The sequence below is a fragment of the Rhodopseudomonas palustris BisB18 genome (assembly GCF_000013745.1).
Lineage (GTDB): Bacteria > Pseudomonadota > Alphaproteobacteria > Rhizobiales > Xanthobacteraceae > Rhodopseudomonas_A > Rhodopseudomonas_A palustris_F.
This window is the reverse complement of record NC_007925.1, coordinates 1960409-1977994: the sequence shown is the minus strand read 5'-3', so window position 1 is coordinate 1977994 and position 17586 is coordinate 1960409. Positions and strand designations below refer to the sequence as shown.

Sequence of the window (17586 nt, the reverse complement as noted above, 5' to 3'; positions counted from 1 at the left end):
CATCGCGCGCCCGCGACACGTCCCCTTACACGGCGAGCCTGCGCTCGGTGGCAAAGCCGGCGCCGACGGTGCTGGAGAGTTGCGCGACGCGGATCTGCAACGAGGATTGCGCCGCGCCGAAATCGGCGAGCTCGGAGGCTGTGGGATAGATCGCCTGCGGCGTGTTGCAGGGGATCGTGCGAAGCACCGCGGCAGCGGACAGAATCTCCAGCCGGTAGGCCTCGATCTCCTCGCCGAGCGGCACCTCGTTGTTCCAGCCGTCGCCGTCGAGCCTTGTGCGCCGGATCCAGGAAATGTGGATGCCGTCGGCCTTGCGCGACGCGCGCAATTGCACCGGCGCCAACGGCCGCAGCGCGGTGGCGCCGGGCGTCACCGTCAGCGCCACCGCCATCGCGTCGTCATGGCTGCGGCCGCTGGCGGCGAGCCGCAGTTGCATCGGCCGACCGAGCGCATCGAGCCCGCGCGCGATCGGCACCAGATGCTCGTTCAACAGCACGAAGGCCGCCCCCGCCGGCAGCGGATCGGCGATCGCGTGTTCGCTGCCGAGCTGGCCGCGCAACAGCCGCGACAACAGATAGGTGTTGCCGTCGACCAGTTCGGCGTTGGCGAATTGCACGATCTCCCAATCGCCGCTCGGGGTCTGCAGCGCGGCCGCATTGGCGCCCTCCAGCACCCGGGCGTCGCTCGCCGAACTCAGCGAGCCGCTGGCGAGCCGCACCCGGAAGCGGCCGGCGCGATCCCAGCGGGCCGGCACCGCCGCCGGCAGCGGGTCGAGCGTTTCGCCGACGGTCGCCGGCGCCGCCGCGACCGCGATCGGCGTGTAGCTCGCGCCGTCCGACGACGACCACACCGTCACCGCCCCCGGCCACGGATTGGCGCACACCGCGAGCCGGGTCAGCGTCGCCGGCGTCGCGGCGTCGAGCGAGGGCAGATCGAGCGGCAGCGCCAGCACCGGCCCCAGCGCCGGCGGAATCGTCGGCCGCCGCGGCGAAACCGCCGGCAGCGGTGCGGCGAACACCTCGGGATCGATGCTGCGGGCCTTGATCTGCCGCGCCGTGGTATCAACCAATTCGTCGATCTCGAACAGCCTACGGCGTCCTGCGAGCGTCAGCGCCACGACATCGCCGGGCGCCAGCGCCAGCCGGTCGAGCCCGAGCGCAAACTGCGCGGTCTCCCGCCCGGCCCACAGATCCTGCAGAAAGATTTCGGCGCGGCGTTTCGCGGCGGCGGCGTTGCTGATCACCGCGAGGTCGGACTGCACCATGCGGTTGGCGCCGCCGGCCAGCCGCCGCGAGGTCACCGCGGAGCGGCGGTAATCCGCCAGCGCGTCGCTGAAACCGAGCGCCACCTCGCGCGGCAGTTCGGTTTCCTGCGCCCGGGTCAGCCGGCTCGGCGCGCCGTTGTCGGGCAGCACCAGATCGTCCTCGCCGAGTTCGGCGACCGGCAACCCGCCGCGCGGCACGAAGCGCAATACGCCCTCTGCGGCATGGGCATCGAATGCGTAAGCCGCGGCGAGCGGCTCGATCATCGCCCGCGGCGACATCGGCCGGTCGACCACATAGCCGTCGCAGATCTCGCGCAGCGCCGAACTATCGACCCCGGTCACCCCGGCATCGCGCAGCAACGCCGCCAGCAGCGCGTCGAGCGGCGCGCCGCCGAGCCGGCCGGACAGCCAATGCCCGGTCGACCAGTTCGCGGCGTCGCCCCACACATCGTCGGCCGCCGGAAACACCGGATAGGGCCGCGCATCCCAGGTCCACAGATGGATCGCCGAGACCTCGACCATCCGCCCGCCATAGATCGGCGACACCGGGTTCTGCGCCTCGCCGGCGCCGAACGCCGGATCGAACGCGGCGATCAGCGCTTCCAGATAGCGGCGCTGCATCAGGTCGTCGCGCTCGCCCGAGGAAAAATACGGCACGAAATTCTCGCTGGATTTCGGGTCCGGAAACACGCTCGGCTGGTTGGCGCCCTTGTCGACCGCGGGGCAGCCGACCTCGGTGATCCAGATCGGCTTGCTGCGCGGAACCCACGCCGTCGGCGCCGACACTTCGCCGCCGCCGGTGCGCTCGTAATGCGCATTGCTCCACCACGCCCACAGGTCCTTGACCCGAAACGCCCACGGCTTGCCGCGGCCGTCGGTGATCGGCGCCCTCGCTTGTGCAGCACGCGCGGCGTCATCCGCGTAGTACCAGTCGTAGCCCTCGCCGCCCCGGACATTGCCGGCGAGATAGGAGCGGTCGTAGATCGACGCCGCGAACGCGGCGTCGCGATGCGCGGCGCCGTCGCGCCAGTCCGACAACGGCGCGTAGTAATCGATCCCCACCGCGCCGATCGCCGGGCTCGCCCATAAGGGATCGAGCGGAAACCGCAATTCGGAGGCGTCGGGCGTCACCGCGTCGGCGCCGTATTCGGTCCAGTCGGCGCCGTAGGTCACCAGCGTTCCGCCGACGATCGCCTTGACCTCGGCGGCGAGCGACAGCAGCGCCTGCACCGCGGGATAGACCCCGGCGCCGGAGCGCACCCGGGTCAGCGCCTTCAATTCCGAGCCGATCAGGAACGCGTCGACGCCGCCCGCCGAGGCGGCGAGACGCGCGTAGTGCAGCACCATGCGGCGATAATTCCAGGTCCCTCCGGTGAAGAAATGCTGCACCTGGCTGGCCGCCGCGGCGGTGCCCTGCGGCGAGCCCGGCCGGCCCGGCGCCGGATCGCAGGTGATGCGGCCGCGCCACGGATAAGGCGGCTGCGACGCCGCCCCGCTCCACGGATCCGGCAAGCCGTTGCCGGCCGGGATGTCCATCATCACGAACGGATAGAACGTCACCTTCAAGCCGCGCGCTTTCAATTCGCGGATCAGGTGCACCACGCTGTCGTCGGACGGCGTGCCGCCATAGGCCGGACGGCCGTTGACCTGCGACACCACCGGCGCGGCGGCGCGGCTCACGCCATCGACCGACCAGATCATCGGGCTGGTGCGTTTGCTGGCATTCTCGACGCCAGGCCGCACCAGACATTGCCCGGCGCGCAGATCGGAGCCGAACCACGCCACCACCAGCGCCACGCGCTCGAGGTTCGGGCAGATGCCCTGCAGATCGTCGAGCGCGGCGGCGACGTCGCAGACCGCATGGCTGACGTGGCGATTTTCCTGCGCCGAGGCGCCGAGCCCGGCGCTGCGCACCATCGCCGAGGGCTCGTAACCGAATTCGGTGGTGCCCGGGATCAGCGTCATGGCGCGGACCATCTGTTCGAGCGCGCCGATCGGCCGGACGATCTCGAACGACAATTGCGGAATCCGGTTGCCGAAATCCTTCAGCGGCAGCCGCTCGAACACCACATAGGCCAGCCCGCGATAGGCCGGCGCGTTGGCGGCGCCCTCTTTGGCGACGATCAGTTCGTCCGGGCCCTGCTGCTCGGTGCCGCGATGCACCCGGACGTTGAGGTGGGCGAGGTCGAGCGGCTTGCCGTCGGCCCAGATCCGCGCCACCCGGCCGATCACCCCCTCGCACAGCCCGACCGCGAAATTGGCGAAGTAACTGTAAGTCGTGGTCGTCGTGCTCGGGCCGCTCATCCCCTTGCCGCTGGAGGAACTGGTGTCGCTGGAGACCACCTCCTCGAGGTCGGTGGCCCAGATCACCTGGCCCGACAACCGCGCCCGGCCGTAGACCCGCGGGATCGGCGCGCCCTCGGTCGAGGCCATCACCTCGAGATCGGCGAGCCGAGGCCCTTCGACCCGGCGGTCGCTGCCGAACACCGATTGATCGATGGCATTGCCGACCAGCGCGCCGGCGATCCGGCCGGCGATGGCGCCGACCGGGCCGAACAGCGCGCCGCCGGCGCCGCCGGCGATCGAGAGCACGAGCGCGGCCATCACATCACTCCGGGAAACGAGAACGCAAACGCCAGACGTCGCCGCCACCACGGCGCGATCGCCACCTCGCAGACCGCGGCGCCGTCATGGGCGTGGATCATGGCGTGCGCGGAGCTGGCGATCGCCAGATGCTTGGCGACGCAATCGTCGCGCCAGCGAAACAGCAGCACGTCGCCGGCGGCGAATTTTTCACGCGCAATCGGAGTGAGATGCCGCAGCGCCGCCGCGGCGAGGGTGTCCTCGCCGCCGGCCTCGGCCCAGTCCGGCGCGTAGGCCGGAGGCTGTTCCGGCTCGTCGCCGAGGCAGCCCCGCCACACCCCCCGCACCAGCCCCAAGCAATCGCAGCCGACGCCCTTGCACGAGGCCTGATGCCGATAGCGCGTGCCGATCCAGCTGCGCGCCTCGGCGACGATCGCCCCGCGGGTCAATCCTGGTGAGTCCATGAGCATGATCCAATGCGCGCGTGTCCCGGACGCGCAGCAGCGTCGTTCACGCTGCTGCGCGAGCCGGGACCGTTCCAAGCGTTGCCGTTGCGACGGCCCCGGCTCACGCCGCAACGCTGACGTGTTGCGACGGGTCCGGGGCACGGCATCCGATCGCAGGCGGCGCGGCCTAGGCGCCGCCGCCCGGGCCGCTATGGCCGCCGGCGGAGCCGGCCACCGGATAGCTGATGACGAAGTCGTTGCCCGGGATCTGCGGAAAGCCGCGGAAATTATCGGCATTGCCGAAGCGGTCGCGGCAGCTCGCAAAGCGCTTGTCGCAGCCGGCGGAGACGGTGAAGCCGTCGCCGATCGCGATCGGTTCGGCGCTGGCTTGCCACAGGCTGAGTTGCACCGCGCCGGCCAGCCGGCGATGCAGCTTGATCTCGACGCCGCCGCCGGCGTTGCCGCCGCTCATCCAGCTCAATCGGCCGGCGCTGAACAGGCCGTCGGCAAAGCCATCGAGACCGGCAACGGCGATCAGCGACGCGCCCGGGATCGCGGTGACGACGCCGCTGCCGCGCCAGGCGGCGAGGTTCACCCGGCATCGCGCATCGCCGAGATCGGCGCCGCAACTCGCCGTGTAGAGCCGCCCGCTCTCCTGCGACAACAGATCCGCCAGCCCGCGCAATTCGGCGGTGAACGCTTGGCCCTCGCGCTTGACCTCGCCGAGCGTGCCGCGCGCGGTAAGTACGCGCAACGCCGGCTCCGACCAATCGACCAGGTAGCTCGCGACGAACGCCGCGTCATAGCGCCCGGCGGCGAGATCGGCGTCGCGCAACGCGTCGTCGCTGAGCGCGCCGGAGATTTCGCCGCCGTCGACCGACAGATCGAAGCGCTGCGAGGCTTCCGACGCGGTGAAGCCGGTGCCGGCACGGCACACCACGCCATCGACCGGAAGATCGCGATCATGATCGGTGAAGCCGAGCACGACGCCGTCGCGCCGCGTCACCATCCAGCACCGCGCCAGCGTGGTGACGCCGCTATCGAGCTTGGCCTGCAAGGCCGCGGGAATGGCGCGCATCGTCGTTACACCCTGATCTCGACCAGCGGAATCTTCGGGATCGCGCCGGCGGCGAACGCCGACAGATCGACCTCGAGATAATCGGTGTCGAACCGCACCGGCACGTCGAAGGAAAATCCCGCGGTGATCGCCGCGCCCGGCGGCGGAACGTGTCCAGCGACGAATCTCACAATGCCGGTCGTGGTGTCGCAATTGAACGCGCCGGCGGCGAGTTCGCTGCCGCCGACCGCGACCCGCACCGTTGCCGCCACAGGTTTCTGGATCGGCCGGGAATACGGCGCAAAGCCCGCGCCATAGGTCTTCAGCAGTTGAAACGTCGCCGTTGCGCCGTCGCCGATGCCGATGCCCTGGTCGAGCGGCGACGGCGGCCCACCTTGCGCATTCGACGAATGATCCAGCCGGTCGCGCCAGCGAAAGCCGTAGAGCTGGCCGCGGCGCTCCTCGAAGAACGCCACCACCGCCTGCAACGCCTGCAGCGTCTTGACGCCGTAGCCGGCGTCGTAGCGCCGCCGCGACTGCGCCCAGCGCGCGTTGCGCTGCTCGCGGCCGGAGCCGAACGAGACGATGTCGGTGCGCCGCTCCGGCCCGCCGGCGCTTTTCAGCGCGACGTCGAGCGGAAACAGGATTTCGTGAAAGCCGGTCATGGAGCGCTCTGCTTCGATCACGAAAATTCATGCGCCGTGTCCCGGACGCGGCGTAGCGCCTTGGCGCTACGTCGTGAGCCGGGACCGTTACGGATGCTGGGTTTGAGACGGCCCCGGCTCACACTGCACCGCGCCGCGGCGCAGTGCGTCCGGGGCACAGCGATGATGGGCCGCTCACAGCCCGCGCTGGCCGCGCGACACCGCGCGGGCGATCTGCCCGGTGATGTAGCTTTCCGAGCGGCGGAAGCTGTCGACGTCGGGCGTCGCGATCTGCACGGTGATGCTGTTGCCGCCACCTTGGCTCGCCACGCCGAGCCGGCCGTCCGGCCCGCGCGCCAGCGGCATGATCGCTTCGGGCCCGGCCTCGCCGGCGAGGCCAATGCCGCCGCCCAGCATCGGGAAGTAGCTCGGCGTGCCGATCACCCCGCCCGCGGCGAACGGTTTGATCGCCCCGACCGCGTTGGCCTGCGCCGACGGAGCCGCGCCGATGTTGCTCAACCCGGATATCAAGCTCTGCAGCCCGTTCGAGAGCGCGCCTTCGAGCGGCTTGAACGCCATCCGCACCGCTAGGTTGGAGATCCGCAGCCCGAGCGACTTCAAGACCTCGTCGAACTGCTTGCCGCCGGTGACCGAGCTGGAAAACGCCGCCGTCATCGCCCGGGCAAAGCCGTCGGCGGAACTCGAAAGGTCGCGGGTCTTCAGCGCGAGGCTGTCCAGCGTGGTCGCGGTGTCGAGCAGACTGTTATCAGTGGTGTCGGTCATGGCGTCGCTCCTGGCATGTCGGCACGATCCGGATAGCGCCGCAGCAGATCATCGAGCCCGGCGCGGTCGAGCGGCGCTGTGGCGACGCCGCGCACCGCCAAAATCGCCTGCGCCAATTCACGCGGCGTCATCGCCCAGAAATCCCGCGGCGCAAGATGCAGCACGCCGAAGCCGAACCGCATCGCTTCCGCCCAGGGAAACGGTTTGCTCGGCAACGCCGTCATCGCGCGGCGCCCGCGTTCACGTCGGCGTCCTCGAAGGTCGCGGCAATCAGTTCGGCGGCGATCCGTACGAAGCCGGCGGCGCCGCGCTGCGCCGTCATCGCCGCGACCTCGTCGTCGCTGATCGGCTCACCGGCGCCGCGCAAGCCGGCGCCGATGATCCGCACCAGGTCGCGCGCGCTCAGGCGGCCTGAGCCGAACCGTTCCGCCAGCGCCACCAGGTCGGCCGCGCCGAACGCCGCTTCAAGCTCCGCCAGCGCGCCCAGCGTCAGCACCAGCGTGCGACGCCGGCCGCCGAGTTCGGCCTCGATCTCACCGCGATATCTGTTGGACATCGATCAGGCTCCTATTGCTCCGCGAAGCGCATGATTTTGGTTGCGTGCGTTCTGCTACTCGCCTTAGAATGGCGCTATTGCCTTTGCACGTGAGGCGTCGCCATGCGTCTGCACAGCAGGTTTTTGATTTTCGGTTTTGCATTAGTTGGTTTTCAAGCGCCGGGGCCATTTCCGCCGCCCGCTTTTGCCGTCAGCGAATGCCCCTGCAAGATGACCCCGTCCGGTGTCTGCGTTCCCGACGAGGAGTGCGAAGCGCGGCTGCGCGAGCGATTGCGGCGGTTGCAGCAACAGAATCGGAGCGACCCCGACGAGATGCGGAAGTCGACCGCGAGGTCGGTCGGCACGCGGGAGCGGCCGGCGCGGGCCGCTCCGCCGCAGATGCCGGGCGAGGCCGCCCCGCCCGGACCGCCGCAAGCTCCGGCCTCTTCAATTCGAGCCGGGACCGGCCACGGTGGCGCGGCGCCGGATGCCGGCGCCGTCACCGACGCGCCCCGTCCGCCACCGCCGGCCGGGGCGCCTCCGCCGCCTCGAACTCCGGCGACGGTGGCGGCGCCCGCTCAGGCGCGGCCAATTGCTGTGCCCAATATCCAGATGAGAGGCGCCGCGCCCGGGCCCCCGGCCAGGCCGGTGCGCCCGTCTGCTGCGGGCGACGGCATTGCCGTCACCGCCGCGCCGGCGCCGCGGCTGCGCATTCTCGAGACCGGCTATGGCCGGCTGGTCGAACCCGGCGGAGAAGTGCCGGGCTATGGGCTGTATTCCTACGCCATCCTGCCGCAGGCCTCGGCCCGGTCGGCGGCGTTCCTGACGCATATCTTCACCGAGGTGCCGTCGATCGAAGCCACCGCCGCCATTCCCGCGCAGGTCAACATCCTCTACGTGCCGTTGCGCAAGGACAAGACGACGGACTTTGCCGATCTGCAGCGGCGCCTCGGCGACACGCCGGACAAGATGGCCGCCGAATACGCCACCTTGTTCTACGACTACCGCACGGCGCGCGCGCTGCTCAACCACGTCTGCAATCCGCCGGCCGATAGCATCCGCAAACTCTGCGACGGCGATCTGTCGCGCGGCCCCTATCTTTTCACCTACGCCGCGCCCGCGAGCCAGATGGACTCGGTGCCGCCGCCGTTCCTGTTCGTCGATCTCAGCGACGTCCATGAAGACGCCTTCGCCGAATTGTTGGCGGCGTTCAAGGCTCAGGTGAAGCGCGACGACATCAGCGACGAAGCGCGGATCAGGACGCTGCGGCTGCAGGTGCTGCAAATCGCGCTGAAAGCCTCCGACTGGATCAGCCCGGTGCAGAAGGCGATCGGCGACATCGTGCATTCCGTCACCGCCGACGCCCGCAATCCCGGTGCGAAATGAAGTTCGGCGCCGCCTTCCTGCTGGTTTCGACGCTGCTCGCGGTCGGCTACGGCGTGCTGTTCCAGAACGTCTATCCGCTGGTGGAAATCGACAACGGCGTGGTGACGCTGTGCGCGCTGGCCGGCCTCATCACCGCGCTGGCCGCGGTCGGGCTGTGGAAGCTGGTGGCGCGCGTCAAGACGCCGTGAGCCGTGTCCCGGAAGCGGTGCACGCGCTGCGCTACGTCCGGCGTACAACGCTCACGCCGCGACAAAGGTCAGCGCGCCGGCGCTTTCGAGCGCAAGGTCGAACGTCACTTCGCCGTTGTGCTCGCCGGCGAATTCCAGGCTGGCGATCTGGAACGCGCCTTCGATGATGCCGAAATCCGGCACCACCAGTTGGCACGGCTTGACGGCACCGTCGAAGAACGCCTGCCGCACCAAGGCGTCGGAGGCTGTGTCCTTGAACAGTCCGCGCCCGGAGATCGCGGCGCGGCGAACGCCGGCGCCGGCCAGCAATTCGCGCCAGCGATCGGCGGATTCGGCGTGGGTGATATCGACCAATTCGGCGTTGAAGGCGATCTTGCGGCTGCGCAGGCCGGCCACTGACACGAAGCCCGTGCCGTCGTGAATCTTCAACAACAGGTCCTTGCCCTTTTGCGCGCCCATGAAAGTCTCTCCGGATCAGGGGGTGGATTCGGTGACGGCACGAAACCGCACCACGGCGTGATAACTGCGGCCATCGGCCTCGCGGCGGATGTCGGCCAGCGCAAAGCGCAGGTTGACCAGCCGGTGACCGCTGAGCGGCAGCGGCGCGTCGTCGAGCGCGGCGAGCAGCGCGCCGGTGATGACGTGGGCTTGCTTGTGGCCGCCCTGCCGCGACCAGGCGTGCAGCGTCAGTTGATGCTCGAGCGTAGCGCCGCCGTCGACCGCGGCGTTGCTGACCCGCGCCTCGCCGAGCGTGACATAGGGAAACCCGGCGTTGCGCGGCGGCTCGTCGTAGACATGGGCGCCGCCGAGCGCGGCGGTGAGGCCGCTGTCGGCGGACAGCGCGTGGTGAATCGCGGCGCGCAGCGCCACGGCGGCTGTGGGCATCGGCAAGCTCCCCGACTTCGGACCCAATCACTCGACGCGCTGTTCCGCGTCGATTTCGTTGAAGCGGCCGTCCTCGATCGCGCGGATCGAGACGACGCGATAGTCGCGGCCGCGGTCGCGCAGCCGATGCTGCAAGCCGAGCTCGACATTGCTGCGCAGCGTGATGCGGACGCGGACCACGGCGCCGGCGGCGTCGGCTGCGACCTCGCCGCGCGCCGACAGCGGCGTCACCGCCGCCCACACGGTGGCCTGCGTCGCATAATCACGCGCCACGCCGCCCTGCCCGTCCGGCGTCTCCACCGGGGCGAGGATGGTCAGCCGCGTCTTCAGGCGTCCCGGATCGATCATAACGACAGCACCCGATAGGAAGCGATCATCGCGCTGACGCTGCCCGGCAGCAGCGCCACGCTCTGGCCGATCGCGGCGAGCCCGCGGTTGTCGTACCAATGCGCCACCAGCGTGCGGATGGCGTGGCGCAGCTGCTCCGGCACGTCGCCGGCCGCCGCGCCGAAGCCGAGCTGCAGATCGAGCTCGATGCCGGCGTGAGCGCGGCCGGGCTGCGGCAGCGAGCAGCGCGGCGCGGCGATCGCATTGGCCGCGGCGTCGACCACGAAACCGGAGGGATCGATCGGATGCGCGACGCCGGCTGCGTCGAACACCCGCGCCGCGGTGACCGCGCGCAGCGGCGCGATCCGCAACACCAGCCGGCCGTCCGCCGGCCAACGGTCGAGCGCCAGCCGCCAGCTCTGCAACAGCAGCGCGCGGCGGGTCAGCGCCTCGACTTGGCCGCGCGCCGCGGCCAGCAGCGCGGTGATCACCGCGTCGTCGGCGTCGTGCTCGACCCGCAAAAAGCTCTTCACCTCGGCGAGCGTCCACGGCTCGCTCGCGGGACCGACCAGCAAAATCGCCGACATGCTGCATCCTCGTGGTTGACAGCGCGGGCCGGGACGGCTTGATCGTCGCCGATGACCCGCTTGTTGTTTCAACTGCTCGCGCTCGCGCTCGCTTTCGCGCCCCCCGCCGCGGCAATGGTCGGCGGCGCGACGCCGAGCGAGGACGGCGTCGGCCGCAGCGTCGTCACCATCGTCGGCTCGCGCGGCAATTTCTGCTCCGGCGCGCTGATCGCGCCGGATCTGATCTTGAGCGCGGCGCATTGCGTGCCGCCCGGCGCCGAATTCAAGATCGTGTTGTACGACGCAGCCAAGCAGCCGATGCTGCGCGATGTGCGGCGCGTGGCGCGGCACCCCGGCTTCAATGCGCAGGGCATCGCCGCGCATCGCGCCAGCGCCGACGTCGCGCTGCTGCAGCTCGCCGAACCGCTGCGCGACAAACCGCCCGCCCTCACCGCGGCGCCGCTGGAGCCGATCCTCGCCGGGCAGAGCTTCATCGTCGCCGGCGTCGGCGTCGCGCAACGCGGCGACGGCAAGAGCGGCGGCGTGGTGCGCGCCGCGCAGCTGGTTGCGACCTCGCATCCCGGCCGGCTGCAGATCCGCCTGGTCGATCCGGTGAGCAATAACGCTCACGCCGGCCAAGGCGCCTGCACCGGCGATTCCGGCGCGCCGGTATTTCAACAACAGAACGGCCACGCGGTGATCGTGGGCGTGGTGTCGTGGTCGACCGCCGCCAACAACGCCGCCGGCTGCGGCGGCCTCACCGGCGCGACGCCGCTGTCGCTGTACCGCGACTGGCTGCTGCGCACCGCGAAGAGCTGGGGCGCCGCGCTGTAGCGGCGCAAGCCTGACCCGCAGCCGCATCGCGGCGCGATGCGCGGCGACGCCGCGAAATTCCCCTCCGCGTGGAACCTTTGCGGCGGCCGCGACTTCGTCTGGCGTGAAGATCGGGCCGATGCGAGCCGTGCGCTCATGCTTCCCCCTTTTCACTTCCCATCATCCTCGAAAGGAGGACGCCGTGCGAAAAGCTTTGCTTCTGTTGGCGAGCGCCGCCGTGATAACCGGATCCACGATGTCGGCCGACGCCCGCGACCGTTATCGCGACCGCGACGATCGCGCCGAGCAGACCACCAACCAATTGATCAACGAGGCCGCCGCGCACACCGCACGCATCAAGGTCGATCTGCATTTGACCGCCGACCAGGAAAAGAACTGGCCCGGCTTCGAAAGCGCGTTGGCCGATCTCAACAAGCGGCGGATCGATCGCGCGATGGCGATGCGCGCCGAGCGCAAAGCCGCCGGCGATGATCGCAGGGAGGCCCGCGACGAGCGCCGAAACCAGAATGACGAGCGCCGTGCGACGAATGACGATCGCCGCGCCACCAATGACGACCGCACCACCGGCAGCGCCGCTCGCCCCAGCGGCGACGAGACCAACGTGCTCGACGCCATCAACCGCGACGCCGACCGCCGCATCGAACGCGCCAACGACTGGAAGAAACTCACCGAGGCGGCGCGGCCGCTGTTTGACAGCCTCGACCAGCAGCAGAAGCGCCGCTTTACCGAAATCCTGTACCAGGGCGACCGGCAGGGCGATCGGGACTCCCGCTAATCTCGGCCTGTCATCGACGGCGCGGGCACTCTCGGGCCCGCGCCATTTCGTTGTTACGCCGCCCAATCGTTAAGCTTTGTTAACCATGTTGCGGCAACATGCCCCGATCAACCGGAGGCTTTGATGCTGCGCCTTGCCATGCCGCAATTCATGCTGCCGCGCCTCGTCCTGCTGCTCGCGCTGGCGATGCCGCTGGCGCAGCCCGCGCCCGCCGCCGATCTCGCCGGCCACAGCCGGCTCGGCGCGGTGTTCGCCGAACCGGTGAGGCCGCGACGCCATGCCGAACCGGTCGTGGTCGAAGCCCGCGACCCGCAGCTCGGCATCGCGCTGTCGCTGCCGGGCTATTACGGCAAACTCAACTCGTTCCAGTACAACAATTACTACGGCACCTCGCTGATCGATATCTACGGCCGGCTGCCCTACAGCTGCGGGCTCGTCGGCTACTGCTGAGCGGCGGACTCGTCGTCGGCTCTCGTCGCTCTCGTAGGGTGAGTTAGCGCGAAGCGCGTAACCCACCAACCACGAGTCGCGACCTCTTCGCTGGTGAGTTACGGCGCAAGCGCGCCTACCCCCCTACAAGCGCTCACGTCGGCTTGAACACCCCGCGATCCAGATTCCACAGCGACATTCCGGCATCGCCCGCCTGCGGAAACCATTTCGACCCGGCGATCGCCTCCAACTGCTGGCGTGCCTCCACCGGCGCGACCGCAAGCGTGTGTTTTGCCGCCTTCAGCCGGACCTGCATGTTGGGATGATCATACAGCGCCAGCAAGGCGCGGCGCTGATCGCCGTCACGACGCTTCAGTTCGGCCGACACCTGCTGCATTCGATCGAACAGCCGGTTAAACTTCGCATATTCGGCACCGAGCAGCGCCGCATCCTGCGCCACGCCGATTTCGACTAACCGCTTGACGAGTCCTTCAACGCTCATCTGCTGCAGGTCTTCGCCGGGCAACGGACAGCCCCTCCCCTTTGTCACTTTGTCACTCAGGTCGGCTTGAACACTCCGCGCTCCAAATTCCATAGCGACATTCCGGCATCGCCCGCCTGCGGAAACCATTTCGATTCAGCGATCGCCTCCAGCTGCTGGCGCGCCTCCGCCGAGGCCACTGCAAGCGTGTGTTTGGCCGCCTTCAGCCGGACCTGCATGTTTGGATGATCATATAACGTCATTAGTGCCCGCCGCTGATCACCGTCGCGGCGCTTCAACTCCTTGGAAATTAGGTCCATTTGGACGAACAGCCGACTGAATTTGGCTGTATCCCCCTGCAGCATTGCTTCGTCCTGCGCGATTCCCATATGGGCGAACCGCATGACAAGAGCTGGTGTCGACATTTCCACCAAGTTGGTTCGCTTCATGGTTTCAAGACCCCGAAAAAAACCAAGGCGTAGAGGCCGACCCGTCGCCTCTCCTCCCAAGTCTTATATCTCAAGTATTCACGAGGTGACCGACCACCAAAATCATCGTTAGGCTGGGAATACCATCCCGTGATCTGATAATTCTTCAACCTGGGGATGCTGACAAGGTTGGACGGGTCATCAATCTGGCTGCGCTCGATACCGACGCGCTCGGCCCAGGTTTTCTCGACGACGTGGTGATCGTCGTAACCAGGTCGCTTTTTGCCGACGCCGTCCTGCAATTCTTGATAGGTCTTGGCCGAGTCGCGCGCCGCCCGGATCAAGTCCTGACGGTCGCGGAGCCATTCCACATTATTCATCGCGCCGACAAAAATATCCGCCGCTAACCCTGGATTGCGAGCGAGGCGGGAGGGTTGAGTCAGTAGGGTGGGTCAGCGCGAAGCGCGTCACCCACCGACCGCGAGTCGGGACCTCGCCGGTGGTTACGGCGCAAGCGCGCCTCACCCACCCTACAGACTGCTGGCTGATTGCTAACGGTAGCCGCGGCGCTGCTCCAGTGGCGCATAACCGTAGGCGCTGCTGCGGCTGTCCTCGAGCGGCGCATAGGCATAGGCGCCGTAGGGTCGCTCGGCGCCGAACGCCGCCAGCGGATTGAGGCCGCAATCCGAATTGGTGCCGGAGGCCGCCGCCTTGCATTGCGCGAAACTGAAGTATTGGCAGTCGCCCGGATAGCCCATGTTTTCGCCCTGCAGGCAGTACTGATAGTCCATCGCCTGCGCGGGCGACGACGCCGTCACGGCGATCGCCGATGCGGCAGCCAGCGCCGCGATCATGATTGAACGCATGATGTCTCTCCTTCGGGTTGGATGGTGAAGACGCTCCATCCCCCGTGAGTCTTTCCATCGCCGACAAAGGACGTCATCCAGGATTCACAATCCCGCGATCCGCCTGTCCCGGCGGTCGGGTGGGCGCGCGAGGCGCGTCACCCAGCACCGTGATCGTAAGGATCGCGAAAGGCCGGGTGACGGCGAAGCCCGCCTCACCCAGCCTTCGACGTTTCGCGCTCACCCCGCCGCGAACTTCAGCAGCTTGATGGCGTCGAAGTCCTGCACGCCGCCGCCGACCCGCTTGGTGGTATAGAACAGCACGTAGGGCTTGGCGGAATACGGATCGCGCAGCACGCGGACGCCCTGGCGGTCGACGATCAGGTAGCCGCGGCGGAAATCGCCGAACGCGATCGACAGCGAGTTCGCCGCGATATCCGGCATGTCCTCGGCGTCGGCCAGCGGAAAGCCGATCAGGCTGGCGCGGCCGCCGGGCTGCGCCGGCGGCTGCCACAGATAGACCCCGGTGGAGTCCTTGAACTTGCGGATCGCGGCCTGGGTGCGGCGGTTCATCACGAAGCTGGCATTCTGCCGATAGCCGGCCTTCAGCGCGTAGATCAGGTCGACCAGCACGTCGGAGGGATTTTGCGCCGCAAAGCCGCCGGCGGCGCCGGACAGGATGCTGCCGATGTTGCCCCAGCTCCAGGTCGCGTTGACCACCGTCGGATAGGCCAGAAAACCCTTCGGCTTGTTGATGCCGTCGCCGTTGACGAAGGCGGTGCTCTCCTGCTCGGCGAACACCTGGTCGATCTCGGAGGCCAGCCACTCGTCGAGATTGATGGCCGAGTCCTCCAGCAGCGTCGCGGTCGCCGCCGGCATGGCGTAGAGCTCCATCGCCGGAAACGACAGCGCATCGAGCGTCGGCGAGGCGGTCTGGGTGCGGGCGTCGGTCTCGCCGACCCAGCCGGTGGCCGGGCCCGCGGTCATGAACGGCTTCTTGTAGACGCTGCCGGAAATCGTCCGCACCGCGGACAGCCCGCGCACCGGCGAAATCACCGCCAGCCGCTCGCCGATCGCGGTTTCCAGCTCCACCGGCACCAGATAGCCGCCGTCCGGATTGGAGCCGACCGACATCGCCTTGCTTTCCAGCGCGCGCAGCGGCGCGGCGTCGCCGCCACGGACGTAGGCCTCGAACGCGCTCTTGTGCTCGCGGCCGGCGACATCGCCGGCGTTCTTGCCGCGGCCCTCGAGCTGCGGCCGGGCCTGGCGCAGCACGAGCTCGTCGAGCTTGCGTTGCTGGGCGTCGAGCGCGGCGTTGATGCGGTCGACTTTCTCCTCCAACAGCACGTCGCCGCGGCGGCGCTCCAGCTCCGCCAGCCGCTCGTCATTGGCGGATTTGAAATCCTCGAAGGTGGCGCGCAGCTCGTCCTGCGCGTCGACGGCGATGCCGGCCTTGGTTTCCGGGGCGTGATCGTCGGCGTAGATGCTCATGCAAGCGTCCTTTCGGTGGGATGGGATTTTTTGGCGTTTGAAGATCTCGACGTCCGGTGAGTTGAAGTCGCTACCGCAGCCGACTGAGAGCGATCGGTGCGCGCGCCACGCCGCGCAGCGCCTGTTTGCGATCGGCGCGGGCGCGCAGCGAGAGTCCCGCCACGCGCCCGCGCCGCGCCGGCCGCGCCGGTGCGTCCGCGGCGCCGCCTGGTTGCTGCCCCTGCAGTAATTGCCATTGCCGCTCGGCGGCGTCGCGCGCCGGCGATGGCCGCGCGACGTCCTTCACCGCGTTGACCCGGGCGCCCGCCAACAGCGGAAAGGTGACGATGGAAATCTCCCAGAGGTCGACCTGATGCAGCCGGCGGATCCGGGTCTTCGGATCGATCGCGCCGCGCACCGTGCGATAGCCGATCGACAGCCCGTCGATCGCGCCTTCGCGGAGCAGCGCCAGCAATTCGCGGCCGCGCGCCACGTCGGGGATCAGTTTTCCGCGCGCCCGCAGCCCGCGAAAATCCTCGATCAGTTCGAGCCAGATCCCGACCGGCTCGGCGGGGTCGTGCTGAAACAGCATCGGGATCTTGCGCAGGCCGCGGCTTCGCAGCGTCTGCGCAAAGGCGCCGGGCATCACCATGTCGCGGGCCTGATCCACCGCACCGAACAGGCTGGCATAGCCTTCGATGCTGCCGTCTTCCGACAGCGCGAGGCGCGATGGCGTAAGCAATGGGGCGTGCATCGGCATCCTCGCAAACTGAGGGGAACGGACTGAGGGTCGGGATTTGATTCGATGGCGATGACGCCCGGGCGGCACGGACCAGCGACTTTTCGGGCTGGATTGATGCGCTTCACGATTCCGAGGTCGTCATTTCGGGGCGCGAGCCGCGTCAGCGGCGAGCGAGCCCGGAATCTATAACCCCTGCAGGGGCTATAGATTCCGGACTTGCTCGTTGTTCGAACTCGCAATCCGGAATGACGACGGCATTTGGGTTGGATGCACCAATCCCACCCGAAACTGCTCTTGGCGGCACGCTGTCTCGATAACTACTTCGCGCGCGGGCGGCGCCGGATCCGCCGCGTCGCCGGCTTGGCAGGAGCGATCGGCAGGCGCGGCGGCGGGTTGAGGTGTGCGAGGAATTCGCGGAACGCGGCCAGATGATCGGTGTTGGATTTGGTCTCGCTGCGCAGCGCGCGCAGCACAGTGTGCAACGTATCCATCGCGGTCTCTCCTGTGCGACTATCGGATCGTGCGGTTCGATGTGTGGCGCGCCGGGTCGCAGGCGCGCCAGGGCGGTCCGGCGCGGCGGTTGAACGCTTCGAGTTCGCGGACGAAATCGTCGAAGCGGCGCGCCGCCGCGGCCAGTTCGCGCAACGCGAACCACAGCGCGAAGCTCGCCGCGCCGGCCCATAGCAGCAGCGCCAAGTGGGCCAGATCGCCGCGGGCGATGAAGGTGTCGATCAGGTCGGACATGGTTTTCTCCCTCTCCTATTCGGAGTGGGTGGTTGCGCACGAATTGCAGGCGTCAGGATGTGTGTGTCCCGGACCAGCCGTGGCGCGCCAGCGCCGCGGCGCAGAGCCGGGACCGTTACGGATGCGGCATTCGCCACGCGCTCGCCAAGTCAGCATCCGCTATGGCGCGGGGCT

The 17586-nt window shown here is 68.7% G+C and carries 24 protein-coding genes; 5 read left to right on the top strand and 19 right to left on the bottom strand.

What is annotated here, in order from left to right; genetic code table 11:
* Nucleotides 1-25: 25 nt before the first annotated feature.
* The 7 genes from RPC_RS09135 to RPC_RS09105 all read right to left on the bottom strand — a co-directional run bounded on the left by RPC_RS09135 (nt 26) and on the right by RPC_RS09105 (nt 7333).
* Nucleotides 26-3868, bottom strand: coding sequence for a baseplate multidomain protein megatron (locus RPC_RS09135; protein WP_011472287.1), 3843 nt, complete (start codon nt 3866-3868; stop codon nt 26-28).
* Nucleotides 3868-4311, bottom strand: a complete 444-nt coding sequence (locus RPC_RS09130; protein WP_011472286.1) for a peptidase — start codon at nt 4309-4311, stop codon at nt 3868-3870. Before RPC_RS09130 ends, RPC_RS09135 begins: the two co-directional genes overlap by 1 nt.
* Nucleotides 4312-4480: 169 nt before the next feature.
* Nucleotides 4481-5371, bottom strand: a complete 891-nt coding sequence (locus tag RPC_RS09125) for a DUF2163 domain-containing protein (RefSeq protein WP_011472285.1) — start codon at nt 5369-5371, stop codon at nt 4481-4483.
* Nucleotides 5372-5376: 5 nt separating this feature from the next.
* Nucleotides 5377-6015 (bottom strand): phage distal tail protein, Rcc01695 family, encoded by a 639-nt coding sequence (locus tag RPC_RS09120; RefSeq protein ID WP_011472284.1) that lies wholly within the window; start codon nt 6013-6015, stop codon nt 5377-5379.
* 174 nt (nt 6016-6189) lie between these two features.
* Nucleotides 6190-6777, bottom strand: a complete 588-nt coding sequence (locus RPC_RS09115; RefSeq protein ID WP_011472283.1) for a phage tail tape measure protein — start codon at nt 6775-6777, stop codon at nt 6190-6192.
* A complete protein-coding gene (locus RPC_RS09110; protein WP_011472282.1) occupies nt 6774-7001 on the bottom strand; it encodes a rcc01693 family protein in 228 nt (75 codons plus the stop codon). Before RPC_RS09110 ends, RPC_RS09115 begins: the two co-directional genes overlap by 4 nt.
* On the bottom strand, nt 6998-7333 hold the full coding sequence (locus tag RPC_RS09105) for a gene transfer agent family protein (RefSeq protein ID WP_011472281.1): 336 nt from the start codon (nt 7331-7333) through the stop codon (nt 6998-7000). The genes RPC_RS09110 and RPC_RS09105 overlap by 4 nt, the downstream gene beginning before the upstream one ends.
* Before the next feature lie 627 nt (nt 7334-7960).
* Here RPC_RS09105 and RPC_RS09100 point away from each other — a divergent pair.
* Together RPC_RS09100 and RPC_RS09095 are read left to right on the top strand one after the other, a co-directional pair.
* On the top strand, nt 7961-8698 hold the full coding sequence (locus RPC_RS09100) for a hypothetical protein (protein ID WP_041801598.1): 738 nt from the start codon (nt 7961-7963) through the stop codon (nt 8696-8698).
* Entirely contained in the window at nt 8695-8886 is a 192-nt protein-coding gene (locus tag RPC_RS09095; protein WP_041801597.1) for a hypothetical protein, read from the top strand. Before RPC_RS09100 ends, RPC_RS09095 begins: the two co-directional genes overlap by 4 nt.
* Before the next feature lie 51 nt (nt 8887-8937).
* Here the strand turns inward: RPC_RS09095 and RPC_RS09090 are convergent, their stop codons facing one another.
* From RPC_RS09090 to RPC_RS09075, 4 genes are read right to left on the bottom strand one after another with little or no spacing between them, the layout of a single operon-like run.
* Complete coding sequence (locus RPC_RS09090; protein ID WP_011472279.1) at nt 8938-9345, bottom strand: phage major tail protein, TP901-1 family; 408 nt, start codon at nt 9343-9345, stop codon at nt 8938-8940.
* Nucleotides 9346-9360: 15 nt separating this feature from the next.
* The gene (locus RPC_RS09085) at nt 9361-9771 is read right to left on the bottom strand and encodes a DUF3168 domain-containing protein (protein WP_011472278.1); all 411 of its coding nucleotides are present in this window, start codon (nt 9769-9771) and stop codon (nt 9361-9363) included.
* A gap of 27 nt (nt 9772-9798) precedes the next feature.
* Nucleotides 9799-10119 (bottom strand): phage head closure protein, encoded by a 321-nt coding sequence (locus tag RPC_RS09080; protein WP_011472277.1) that lies wholly within the window; start codon nt 10117-10119, stop codon nt 9799-9801.
* Nucleotides 10116-10685 carry a head-tail connector protein gene (locus RPC_RS09075; RefSeq protein WP_011472276.1) on the bottom strand — a complete coding sequence of 190 codons (570 nt, stop codon included), beginning with the start codon at nt 10683-10685 and terminating at the stop codon, nt 10116-10118. Before RPC_RS09075 ends, RPC_RS09080 begins: the two co-directional genes overlap by 4 nt.
* A 51-nt stretch (nt 10686-10736) precedes the next feature.
* Here RPC_RS09075 and RPC_RS09070 point away from each other — a divergent pair, with 51 nt between their 5' ends.
* From RPC_RS09070 to RPC_RS09055, 3 genes are all read left to right on the top strand, one after another.
* Nucleotides 10737-11498: a S1 family peptidase gene (locus RPC_RS09070; RefSeq protein WP_011472275.1), complete on the top strand. Its 762-nt coding sequence runs from the start codon at nt 10737-10739 to the stop codon at nt 11496-11498.
* Nucleotides 11499-11679: 181 nt separating this feature from the next.
* On the top strand, nt 11680-12273 hold the full coding sequence (locus RPC_RS24990; protein WP_157043164.1) for a hypothetical protein: 594 nt from the start codon (nt 11680-11682) through the stop codon (nt 12271-12273).
* Nucleotides 12274-12396: 123 nt separating this feature from the next.
* Nucleotides 12397-12723 (top strand): hypothetical protein, encoded by a 327-nt coding sequence (locus RPC_RS09055; RefSeq protein ID WP_011472273.1) that lies wholly within the window; start codon nt 12397-12399, stop codon nt 12721-12723.
* 133 nt (nt 12724-12856) lie between these two features.
* Here RPC_RS09055 and RPC_RS09050 read toward each other — a convergent pair whose 3' ends face one another.
* The 8 genes from RPC_RS09050 to RPC_RS09020 form a co-directional block, all read right to left on the bottom strand.
* Nucleotides 12857-13204: a DUF2019 domain-containing protein gene (locus tag RPC_RS09050; RefSeq protein ID WP_041802624.1), complete on the bottom strand. Its 348-nt coding sequence runs from the start codon at nt 13202-13204 to the stop codon at nt 12857-12859.
* 56 nt (nt 13205-13260) lie between these two features.
* Nucleotides 13261-13632 carry a DUF2019 domain-containing protein gene (locus RPC_RS09045; protein WP_011472271.1) on the bottom strand — a complete coding sequence of 124 codons (372 nt, stop codon included), beginning with the start codon at nt 13630-13632 and terminating at the stop codon, nt 13261-13263.
* The gene (locus RPC_RS09040; RefSeq protein WP_011472270.1) at nt 13629-13991 is read right to left on the bottom strand and encodes a hypothetical protein; all 363 of its coding nucleotides are present in this window, start codon (nt 13989-13991) and stop codon (nt 13629-13631) included. Before RPC_RS09040 ends, RPC_RS09045 begins: the two co-directional genes overlap by 4 nt.
* A 171-nt stretch (nt 13992-14162) precedes the next feature.
* Nucleotides 14163-14477 (bottom strand): DUF3551 domain-containing protein, encoded by a 315-nt coding sequence (locus tag RPC_RS09035; RefSeq protein WP_011472269.1) that lies wholly within the window; start codon nt 14475-14477, stop codon nt 14163-14165.
* Between the two features lie 219 nt (nt 14478-14696).
* Nucleotides 14697-15947 carry a phage major capsid protein gene (locus RPC_RS09030; RefSeq protein ID WP_011472268.1) on the bottom strand — a complete coding sequence of 417 codons (1251 nt, stop codon included), beginning with the start codon at nt 15945-15947 and terminating at the stop codon, nt 14697-14699.
* Between the two features lie 70 nt (nt 15948-16017).
* Nucleotides 16018-16680, bottom strand: a complete 663-nt coding sequence (locus tag RPC_RS09025; RefSeq protein WP_011472267.1) for an HK97 family phage prohead protease — start codon at nt 16678-16680, stop codon at nt 16018-16020.
* Between the two features lie 305 nt (nt 16681-16985).
* Nucleotides 16986-17159: a hypothetical protein gene (locus tag RPC_RS26465; RefSeq protein ID WP_167532063.1), complete on the bottom strand. Its 174-nt coding sequence runs from the start codon at nt 17157-17159 to the stop codon at nt 16986-16988.
* A 19-nt stretch (nt 17160-17178) separates the two neighbouring features.
* Nucleotides 17179-17412, bottom strand: a complete 234-nt coding sequence (locus tag RPC_RS09020) for a hypothetical protein (RefSeq protein WP_011472266.1) — start codon at nt 17410-17412, stop codon at nt 17179-17181.
* Nucleotides 17413-17586: the final 174 nt, after the last annotated feature.